The organism is Termitidicoccus mucosus (genome assembly GCF_038725785.1).
GTDB classification, from domain to species: domain Bacteria; phylum Verrucomicrobiota; class Verrucomicrobiia; order Opitutales; family Opitutaceae; genus Termitidicoccus; species Termitidicoccus mucosus.
Genome location: NZ_CP109797.1, coordinates 52,309 through 61,459 on the forward strand (window position 1 = coordinate 52,309; position 9,151 = coordinate 61,459).

Consider the following 9,151-nt stretch of genomic DNA (forward strand, 5'->3'; position numbering starts at 1 on the left):
CAGAAGCTCTGCACCTGCAAGCAGCCGCCCAAACCGGAATTGCTCGCCTACTTCCGCGAGGAATTTGGCGAGGGCGATTATATGGTCCCGGCCGGCTGCGAACACTGCAAGAACACCGGCTACAAGGGCCGGACCGCCATTCTCGAAATTTTCCCCTTACCGACGACAGCACCGCAGAGCTGATTTTGAAGAAAGTTCCCATCGGCGAATTGCGCCGCCATCTTCGCTGCCTGCCGGCAGACTCGCATGACCCGGCCAAGCGTTACCCGACGATGTATGACGACGGGCTCGCAAAAGCGAAGGAAGGCATCACCTCGATAGCCGAGGTTCTGGCCGGTGGCAAAGGAAGACCCGTCGAATGATTTTCCCCGCATCACCATGAACAAAACAACAAGCATCCACCGTAAACTAAATCGCGGACGAAAGGCCTTCACTCTTATCGAGGTCCTTATTGTCGTCGCCATCATCCTCGGCCTCGCGGCCCTCGGCATTCCCGGATACCAGTATGCCATGAAACGCAGTGAAATCACCGGCGTTTTGGGCGCGGTTCACAACGTCGAGACCGCTGTCGTGCATTTTCGCACTAAGCCCGGCGGGATGCGTATCCCGCCGATCACCGAATCGACTTCCGCCTCCGCGTTCAGCCTCAACAGCGGCAATTCCGCCTTGAGCGGAGCCGATGCAGCCATCCTGTCCAAGGCTTGCACACTGGATTCCGCGATGCTGGCGGAGGGCTTCCTGTCCAAACCGCTCAACCTTAAACTCGGCTTTAACGAAAACCGGCCGCCACGGCGGTTGATATGATATGGGACGTAAAAACAATCGCTACGACACGTCCACCGCCGACACCGCGCCGACAGCCGACCACGGGCGCAATGCCCATGTCGAATGTGTCGTCGCGGCGGCTACGCAACCGACCGCGCCGGACGGCACTTTTTCAAGCTCACAACCTCGACCACCATGCCGGTGAAGGCGCGTATTGTATATCTTTATGTGCCAGGCGTGCCGACCGACCGCTGTGCCGACATCGCCAACGAATACGAAAACACCGCCGATGCCACCACCACTGCGGCAAAATTTTCGGCCCCGTCACCTATACCGCTCCGGATGAGAATACCGGACTGAGCAACCTGTATATCTATATAACCCACTTCTGAAATGGCCTCAATCCCCGTCCTTTGGTGGGACAACACCGTTGTCGCCGCCGTCAACATCAATCATCCGGTGTCAACCGTCCTTCCGACGGACGGGGACAGCATTTTGCATTCTGCGGTTTCCTCGAAGGGCTCTCGCCGACCCCCAAGGCAATTCGGCTCTTTTATGCCACCAGCACGCTTGAAGTCGTCGCCACGCCCTGTCCGAAAACCGGCGACCGGCAGCTTATGCAAAGGTGCTAGGGCCGAAATTCGACGCGATCAAAATCCGGCAACAGCCTGGTCGGCGCACAAGCCGCGCACGACTGGAAGCGGTGCGGCCACGGTGCTCTATATCGAGCAACAACCACGCCTGCAACGACTGCGCTCCATCCTCCAAGATCGAGGCATAACACTGGATGCGGCGTTTCCCTGACCTCATTGATTGATCTCGCGCCCGAAGCCGTGCCGGCCAAACCTCTTATCGCCCTGTTCCACAGCGACGAAGGCGCGGCGATTGCTGGTCCACGCCAGAAGGCGACCGCCACACGGCATTTTTAGAGGCGAAAACGCCGGGGAGCGTCTGACGCATGACCTTGACACGGGCTTTGCCGCGTTCGCTGGCAAAGCCGACCCGGTGTTCATTGCCGTCAACGCATCGTCGCAACCGATGGACGAGGCGATGCTTCCAAGAAAACCGGCCAAGTATTACAATGTCGCAGAGTTCATCACACTCGGCTTGCGCCTCACTCCACGAGATTTGCTCAACCTGCTTCCGCCGCCGCCAAGCCTTACCATCAATACCGCCATCTTCGCCGTCGGTCTCGTTGTCGCGGGCGTCGCTCTTTTCAAGGGTTCGGTTGAGCGCTCTGCATACCGCGCGCACCAGCCGCCGCGTTCAGGAGGCTCAGGAAGCCCAGCTTGCGAAGGACAATGAGCGTTACAGCGCAAACAAGGCTCAATTCGACAGACAGCAGGCGTTTCTGGACGATTGCACAATCGCCTCTCAGGTGAAAACCAAGTTCATCGAGGCGGTTGGCCGGCCCCAGCAAATTACCATTCGTTCAATGACGCTCAACGAACAGTCGTGGAGTATCGCCGGCACGCTGCACCGAGGAGCGGCCGTAAAGCCAAGTCCGCTCGATGCGTTCATCAGCCAGCTCGGACAAAACGCCTCCTGGACCATCAACGCCGGCGACAAGCCGGCCGCCCCAAAGCAGGTGGCGGGCAGCGACCAGCGCCCCGTCGAGTTCACCATCACAGGAGTATTCAATAATTAAATACATGAATGCCGCACCCAAGAAATCCGCCATCGTTTTTCTTTCCGTCGCGATCTTCGCCGTCATCGCCATCAACGCGGTCCGCATCGTCTATCCGCCAAGCCGGGCGGTCAACAGCGCGAAAATTTCGCAGCTCCAACGAGAGCAGCAGGAGTTGTCCAGATACAACAGCGACAATCTGCGCAGCATCGAGCAGCGCGTTTCCGATCTGAAACGGCAGCTCTGGACTGACTCAGCCTTCGCCGTCTGGAAAAGAACAACCTTCCCGATGGCTGGATTGCCCAGAACTCAGCCCCGCGGATGCGAGGGAGGTGCGCGCGCGCCGTTTCGCCATCCAGCGGCCCAACGCCACCAGCCAGCACTGGGATGAAATCCTCAACGTCCTTCGCGCATCGGAGAGCAACCGTTGCATCAATGTCCAGACCGTTTCACTCGCCACGCGAGGCGGTTACTCCGGCAGCCGCGAGTTCGCCCAGTGCACCATTTTCGCCACATTTTTCTTCTCAACCTCTGATTTCAAGACGACCCAGCCATGAAACTGCACGAGAAATTATCAAATGCCCGCGACGCCGATATCGCCACCGGCTCGAATCAGCATACAAGGAGGCGTTGGAAAAGGATAAGGTCGATTTGACGCATTTGGCCCGCGGCTTGGATACCGTTACGGATTTGGACGGAAATTCGCATCCCAGACGCTTTGGATTTGTTGCAGCGGATATTAATAAGGGCCTTCGTTACGGCATTGGTTACATGGGACGGCAACCCGTTTATCAGTCTTACTCGGATCATCATTTGCATAGGGGACGCACTGGCAATCCTATGATGCTTCACACGCCGAGTCGCCGGCTGAATTGCTCGACAAGGTAAACAAATGGCATGCGGCATTTCTTGCTAAAACTCCTCGTTACAGTGTGCGCACAATAGGCCCCAGCTCGAGCGAGATCGACAGAATTTCCTTTACGAAACGCCCGCACAGGCTGTTTCCGGTCTGGACAATACCGACCAGCGGCTTTGCGCGGACATCAAGCTGATAGACAACCATACCAATTCCGTGGTTGGAAGATGGGCCTGGTCCGAAGGGAACGGAGAATACCGGAAAGAAGGATCGCCCTGTATTCGGCACCTTTGCAGCAGGCCGCCCAGTCCCTTGGAATCGAAAACAAAGCCGCGCTCCGCTGCCAAAATCAGCGTTTAACCCCTTACCGCGCCGGCATGACGCCGGTGCGGTCTTCAAAAAATGCCTAAAAACAACCAGACGAAGTCACATCGGAGAAACCAAAAACGGGCTCACGCCATCAATATGATGTCGCTCCAAGTCACCGCAGCCACCGATCTGCGCGAACACACCGGCAAAACGACAATGAATGGGCCACTGTATTTGCCATCCATAACAAATACCGGGGCAAAAAACGACCCCAAGGCCATCCCGGTCACCATCCATTTCGGCCCCAGACCTGGCCTTGGCAAAAGCCACGATCAAAGGGGCTCATGTTCACCGTCGTCGGTGAACTCGATTATGATAAGGTCGTGGACGACTCCGGCTCCGAAAAGGAGTTTTATAAGGTGCATGCACTCCAACTGAGCCCGCCTCCAAAAAGGCCGAAGCGGATGCTGAAAAATCGTAACCTTCAATCTCTCCACCATGCCTCAATTCGATATTCCCGAGGAAGACCTCGTCGCCATAAAGAGCGCCCAAAAGCTCATCGCCAGCGAGCTTGGCGCTGACCTCATTCCAACCGACCAACTGGTTCAGATCGTGGTCAAGTCCGTGGACAGCCATGCTCTGGCTGTTGGCGTTCTCAATTCCATGGGTTCCAAATCGCTTGAACCACCTGAATAAAATTTCACGTCGAAGTCTTATCGACCGGGCTTAATTGCCAACTGGCAGGCCGTCCAGCCCGCACCAATGGACGGTTTTAGAAAGGATAAATATCCTATGGCACAAAAACTCAGCCAAAACTCGCGGCTCCTGCCGCTTCCCAGAATGAACCGGTCATCAACGAGGAGATTCAAACCAAAATCAATGCGTTCCGCGCACAGAATCCCAAGTTTGTCGAATACTTGAGACAGCTTCCGCGCGAACGCGTCGAGAATATGGCGATTCTCCGCAAGATCGAGCAGGCCGAGCAGAAGGAACGCTTCCGCCAAGCTTCAAGCGTAAAGCTTGAGGCTTGGCTCAACGTCCGAAATCGCGACCCAGATCGCCGAAAGGGTTGCCACGCTCCCCGCAGAAAAGCAAGCCGGCGCCCGAATCAACATGATTCGTTCCGCCATCGAGCGACAGGCGTTGCAACAAGTTCAGTCTGGACCAAAGGTAGCCGTATAACGGTTCTTTTACCGATATCCGTTATCTTCACTCCCTGTCCTGTGCTATCTATCTTAGCTATGGGCAGGGAGTTTCTATATGGGCCAAAAACTATTGCATTTAAAAAATCCATTATAAATGTAAAACACTATCATGCCAATAATTACCCCAATCGATTCCTTTATCCCCGTCGCGGGGTCGCGGGTCGCGGGTCGCGGGTCGCGGGTCGCGGGTCGCGGGTCGCGTCGCGGGTCGCGGGTCGCGGGGTCGCGGGTCGCGGTCGCGGGTCGCGGGTCGGGTCGCGGGTCGGGTCGCGGGTCGCGGGTCGCGGGTCGCGGTCGCGGGGTCGGGTCGCGGGTCGCGGGTCGCGGGTCGCGGGTCGCGGGTCGCGGGTCGCGCCATTAAATTTTTTCTATTTTTTCTAAAGTCAAGTCCGCCTGTCGGATTGCCTCCATGGGCCGCACTTTTCATGAATACCCGCTTCGATTCGGTGACAAGGGAGGGACGGTATGCCTGATTTGAGGACACCTTGGTCCGATTTCCCGGACGTCCTGCCTCATACCTCGATTGCCTCCTCAAAGCGCATCCGGCTTATGCCGACGCCAAAGCCGGCGATTTCAACGCAGCTCGCGCCGTCGCACATGCCTTGGTTAATCCCACCAGATTCAAATGGCGCACCGATTTCGTCGTTCCTGTCATCAAATTAGACAGGGATTCCGTCTGGAATGCCCTCCCATTGGGCATGGCTGACGCCATCTCCACCTTCTCAGGGGCCAAGGTTGTTACCACCGTTTTCCAGTCCAATATCGTCCACCAATCGGACGCCAATGCCGTTTCTCGCATCGTAAACCAGCCCTCTTCGAGGGCAAATGCCCCAAAGGCTCATACCTTATCGTGGACGACATCGTCTCTTTCGGCTCCACCATCGCCAACCTGCGCGGCTTCATCGAGTCCCACGGCGGTAAAGTCGCCGCCGCCTCCACCTTTGCCGCTCAAATCTTCGCCACCAAGCTGCGCCCGATTCCTTCACCATCTCTTCCATCCTTCGACGCTTCCCTCATGCCGACGACATCATCCAATCCACCACCGGAGGAGTCTCCGCCGCCACACTCACCAACCGAGAAGCCAACTTCATCAATGGACTTTCGCAAATTGAGTCCATCAGAAATCCGCTCATTCCAACGCACCGTGTTATCAAAATTCGATCTAGCCTCGACCGCGACGACTTCGCCGAACGTTACTGGCTGCCCGACGAGTCCTGAGTCCGTCCTTCGCCGGCGCCACGACTATTTCCCCTGTATCTTGTTTTCCAATGCCCCTACGGCCGGGAAAGGCCTTTCCCGGTCGAGCCCAAGCGTCTCGACCTCCCTTTCTCGCATACCCAATGCTACTTCTTCCACGGCCGTAGCCGGCCGGATCTCCACGGACGCAAACAACGGCCGTCGATTCATAAATTATGAATCTAGGAATTTAGGATTAGGCGCAGCCGCGCTTCCCCGGCAGGCTTCCCTGCCTTTGGCGCAAAGCTTGAAAAATCCCCGGCCGGGCTCGCACGGGCCCGGCCGAACGGCGCCGGCGTCATCCACGCCTTCCTTGAACCGGCAGCGCCGGCATCCTCCCAACTCCCAATCCATCCCCACGCCCCTTCCCCTCTCCCGGGAGAGGAACCCTCCTGTGCGTGCCGCGGCCTCCGGGCCGCCCTTCGGGCGCTTTGCGCCGTCATGCTCGCTCCGCCGAGCATTCAGCAAGTATCCATATTATGGATACTAAATGGCGCGAAAAAAACTTCATTTTTTCAAAAACGCTTGCATTCACTACTAGGAAACTAGTAGTGTCTTGGTTGGAGGGACCGGTTACGGCGGCCCCTCCTTATCGAAACCATAACCATCAACCAATATCAGCTATGTTCCGACACTCCTACTTCACACAATCCAGCGCGCTTGACAACGTGCTTTCTCACGACGCGCTCCGCCGCGTCGTTCCTTCCGCCTTCGCGGAGGCGCCCCACGCGTCCACCTCCGAGCGTTACAGCTTCCTGCCCACCACCGCCGTCATTTCCCGCTTGGAAGAGCATGGCTGGGTTCCGGTCGCGGCCTCCCAGTCCGACGTCAGGGACGAATCCAAAAGGGCTTCCAATCCCACATGATTCGCTTCGCCCAGCTCTCCGATCTGCGCGACCGCCCCCATGTCGAGGTCCGCCCCGAAATCGCCTACATCAACTCCCACGACAAATCCCGCGCCGCCCGCCTTGAGGCCGGCTTGTTGCGCTTCGCCTGCGCCAACGGCCTGATCGTCTCCGACGGCTCCGTCGCCGGCCTCCGCTTCAAGCATTTCGGGGTGGGCACGGGCGAGCTTGATGATGCCGTCATCCAGATCACCGCCAAAGCTCCCGCGCTTTTCGAGGCCATCGAGCAATGGCGGGCCCGCAAACTCTCCGAGACCGAGCAGCGCGAGTTTGCCCGCCGCGCGATCGACATTCGCTGGCCGGCAAAAAGCCCGTCCTGGACCCCGTGAAAATCCTTCTCGGACGACGGGGCGAAGACGCCGGCGAGAATCTTTGGAGAACCTTCAATGTCGCACAGGAAAATCTCCTGCGCGGCGGCCTCTGCTACCGGACCGCCGCTTTCCAGCGCGCCTCCATTCGTGCCGTGAGCGGTATCACGGAGACCGTCCGCATCAACAAAAGCCTCTGGGCTCTCACCGAGGAATTTTCCAACAACTAACCGAGGGACGGGAGCGACCGTCCCCTCTTTTAAAAGCCAGACCACCACAGAGGGCGGCGTTGACCGCCGCCCTCCCTCCCTACCCTTCAACTTAAAACTTATGCCTAAGATCATTACTGAAACCGACATCACCGCTGCCGTCGCGCAGCTCAACAAAAGCGAAAAGGCCAGATGGCCCTTTTCTGGATCGGCACCGGCGCCACCGATTTTTGGGACTTGACTTGGAAAACCAGCGCGCCCTCGAAACGCTCTTGCTCTCGATCTTCGCGTTTCCGGGAACCTCGCGTGACATCATCGAGGAGGACGGCCAGCGCGATCAGCTCTGGACCCACAACCGCCGCATCGCCGAGGCCGTCGAGTCCGTGGTGAAAAGGGCGGAATCCAGCGCGCGGAACCCAACGGAGACGGCGCGCGCGCGTCCATCCGCTGGCTCGCAAACTGGTGCATGAAGCACAGAGAAGCCAGCACCGCGGCCGTCGTGCGCTCCATTCTCCGGTCCATCCATAACAGTTCGCAACTGGCCCCTTCGGCGCCTTGGCTTTGTCGATGATGAAATCACCGCGCACCTAATGGTTGTTATTGATGCCACCATCGGCCGGCAGGCCGACAGCTTCACGACACCGACATCCGCGAGGCATTTGTCGGCATCGAGGGTGGAGAAACATGGTTTTCGCCGACACCGGCGCGCCGAAACCCCTGAATGCCTCCAATCTCCAATACGTATCCAACCATCAATTACACCTCCCATGACCTCTTCCAAAGAACGCTCGCCCGCGGAAATCGCCGGCCTCAAGGACTTTTTCCCAACTCAAAACCATTGATCGCGAAGCCAAGGCCGCGGTCGAGATAGCCAAACCGGCCCTCGTCCGCCTAGCGACCGAACTTGTCGGCCGCACCGATGCCCAGGCTCAACTGGCAAGGCAGCTTTTCCTGAGTCTATACAACGGCGGATTCACCAAGGTGGAGCTCGCCTGCCTTCCGCTGCTGCCTTGGCAGCGCGATTTCGCGGACGTGCTGCTGGCCTTCAATGGACCCGGCTTTTCCGACAAGGACATTTTGAAGGCTTTCGAGGCCGCCGGCGACGCCGGCGGCGCCTGGTTCTTCACCGAGCCCGCCCCATCGGCAATATCGCCGTGAGCGAAGACGACGGCATCGAGGCCGACAACGCCGGCACGGCCGCACGCGAGGCCATGCGCTTGCTCGCGCGTGCAATCGCCTGCCAATACAGCGGCCAGCCCTTCGCCATCCGTAAGCTTTGCGCGATATTCTGGAGGAACGCGAGTGCGCCCCGGCATCCAGATCGCCGGCACCGACTGGAAACTACGCCGGTTCTTCTGCACCATGCTGCGCGGTTTCGGTCGCGGGGATTTCGAGCCGGAGTTCATCATTGAGGCCTTCTACGACATGGCCGGCGACGCTGGCGTCGCTTGGCTCAACGAATAGGAGGAATCGCCATGTCCACCACCACATTGGCAGACGCCGAACAGTCGTTTAACGTCGCGCGCGCCGCTCAGTGAGCGCGATGCGCAGCTTGAGGCAGGCGAAAAGGCGTTGGCTCAAGCGAAATTCGAGATGCTGCAATTTGAAAGCATTCTCGCCAAGTTCAAAAAGAGATAAGCAACTGCGAGGTTGACATCAAAACGGCACGTTACCGGCAAGTCGGCCTCAATGCGGAAAAGCAGCAGGCCGCCGACGAATTAGCCAAGGCGA

General features: G+C 58.2%; 14 protein-coding genes. 13 read left to right on the top strand and 1 reads right to left on the bottom strand.

All coding sequences use genetic code 11. The annotated features are described in order from the left end of the window. Window positions 1-39 precede the first annotated feature (39 nt). The 7 genes from OH491_RS27760 to OH491_RS27790 all read left to right on the top strand — a co-directional run bounded on the left by OH491_RS27760 (window position 40) and on the right by OH491_RS27790 (window position 4,253). Window positions 40-183 carry a hypothetical protein gene (locus tag OH491_RS27760; protein WP_342751115.1) on the top strand — a complete coding sequence of 48 codons (144 nt, stop codon included), beginning with the start codon at window positions 40-42 and terminating at the stop codon, window positions 181-183. Between the two features lie 2 nt (window positions 184-185). Then, complete coding sequence (locus OH491_RS27765; RefSeq protein ID WP_342751116.1) at window positions 186-362, top strand: hypothetical protein; 177 nt, start codon at window positions 186-188, stop codon at window positions 360-362. Between the two features lie 16 nt (window positions 363-378). Further along, the gene (locus tag OH491_RS27770) at window positions 379-804 is read left to right on the top strand and encodes a prepilin-type N-terminal cleavage/methylation domain-containing protein (RefSeq protein WP_342751117.1); all 426 of its coding nucleotides are present in this window, start codon (window positions 379-381) and stop codon (window positions 802-804) included. Window positions 805-888: 84 nt separating this feature from the next. Then, window positions 889-1,125, top strand: a complete 237-nt coding sequence (locus OH491_RS27775; RefSeq protein WP_342751118.1) for a hypothetical protein — start codon at window positions 889-891, stop codon at window positions 1,123-1,125. Between the two features lie 868 nt (window positions 1,126-1,993). Then, window positions 1,994-2,413, top strand: coding sequence for a hypothetical protein (locus OH491_RS27780; RefSeq protein WP_342751119.1), 420 nt, complete (start codon window positions 1,994-1,996; stop codon window positions 2,411-2,413). A 4-nt stretch (window positions 2,414-2,417) separates the two neighbouring features. Then, entirely contained in the window at window positions 2,418-2,783 is a 366-nt protein-coding gene (locus OH491_RS27785; RefSeq protein ID WP_342751120.1) for a hypothetical protein, read from the top strand. Window positions 2,784-4,055: 1,272 nt separating this feature from the next. Continuing rightward, complete coding sequence (locus tag OH491_RS27790) at window positions 4,056-4,253, top strand: hypothetical protein (protein WP_068773248.1); 198 nt, start codon at window positions 4,056-4,058, stop codon at window positions 4,251-4,253. Between the two features lie 17 nt (window positions 4,254-4,270). Here OH491_RS27790 and OH491_RS27795 read toward each other — a convergent pair whose 3' ends face one another. Further along, complete coding sequence (locus OH491_RS27795) at window positions 4,271-4,561, bottom strand: hypothetical protein (protein WP_342751121.1); 291 nt, start codon at window positions 4,559-4,561, stop codon at window positions 4,271-4,273. Between the two features lie 2,060 nt (window positions 4,562-6,621). Here OH491_RS27795 and OH491_RS27800 point away from each other — a divergent pair. The 6 genes from OH491_RS27800 to OH491_RS27825 all read left to right on the top strand — a co-directional run bounded on the left by OH491_RS27800 (window position 6,622) and on the right by OH491_RS27825 (window position 8,884). Continuing rightward, window positions 6,622-6,864: a hypothetical protein gene (locus tag OH491_RS27800; RefSeq protein WP_342751122.1), complete on the top strand. Its 243-nt coding sequence runs from the start codon at window positions 6,622-6,624 to the stop codon at window positions 6,862-6,864. Beyond that, entirely contained in the window at window positions 6,861-7,232 is a 372-nt protein-coding gene (locus OH491_RS27805; protein WP_342751123.1) for a DUF932 domain-containing protein, read from the top strand. Before OH491_RS27800 ends, OH491_RS27805 begins: the two co-directional genes overlap by 4 nt. Next, entirely contained in the window at window positions 7,229-7,441 is a 213-nt protein-coding gene (locus OH491_RS27810) for a hypothetical protein (protein WP_342751124.1), read from the top strand. Before OH491_RS27805 ends, OH491_RS27810 begins: the two co-directional genes overlap by 4 nt. A gap of 221 nt (window positions 7,442-7,662) precedes the next feature. Continuing rightward, window positions 7,663-7,890 (top strand): hypothetical protein, encoded by a 228-nt coding sequence (locus OH491_RS27815; RefSeq protein WP_342751125.1) that lies wholly within the window; start codon window positions 7,663-7,665, stop codon window positions 7,888-7,890. 511 nt (window positions 7,891-8,401) lie between these two features. After that, complete coding sequence (locus OH491_RS27820; protein ID WP_342751126.1) at window positions 8,402-8,578, top strand: hypothetical protein; 177 nt, start codon at window positions 8,402-8,404, stop codon at window positions 8,576-8,578. Between the two features lie 144 nt (window positions 8,579-8,722). After that, complete coding sequence (locus OH491_RS27825) at window positions 8,723-8,884, top strand: hypothetical protein (protein WP_342751127.1); 162 nt, start codon at window positions 8,723-8,725, stop codon at window positions 8,882-8,884. Window positions 8,885-9,151 lie beyond the last annotated feature (267 nt).

Excerpts from the sequence above, each read along its gene's own strand:
- OH491_RS27800 (WP_342751122.1), top strand. The coding sequence starts at position 6,622 with ATGTTCCGACACTCCTACTTCACACAATCCAGCGCGCTTGACAACGTG.
- OH491_RS27770 (WP_342751117.1), top strand. The coding sequence starts at position 379 with ATGAACAAAACAACAAGCATCCACCGTAAACTAAATCGCGGACGAAAG.
- OH491_RS27790 (WP_068773248.1), top strand. The coding sequence starts at position 4,056 with ATGCCTCAATTCGATATTCCCGAGGAAGACCTCGTCGCCATAAAGAGC.
- OH491_RS27775 (WP_342751118.1), top strand. The coding sequence starts at position 889 with ATGTGTCGTCGCGGCGGCTACGCAACCGACCGCGCCGGACGGCACTTT.
- OH491_RS27805 (WP_342751123.1), top strand. The coding sequence starts at position 6,861 with ATGATTCGCTTCGCCCAGCTCTCCGATCTGCGCGACCGCCCCCATGTC.
- OH491_RS27785 (WP_342751120.1), top strand. The coding sequence starts at position 2,418 with ATGAATGCCGCACCCAAGAAATCCGCCATCGTTTTTCTTTCCGTCGCG.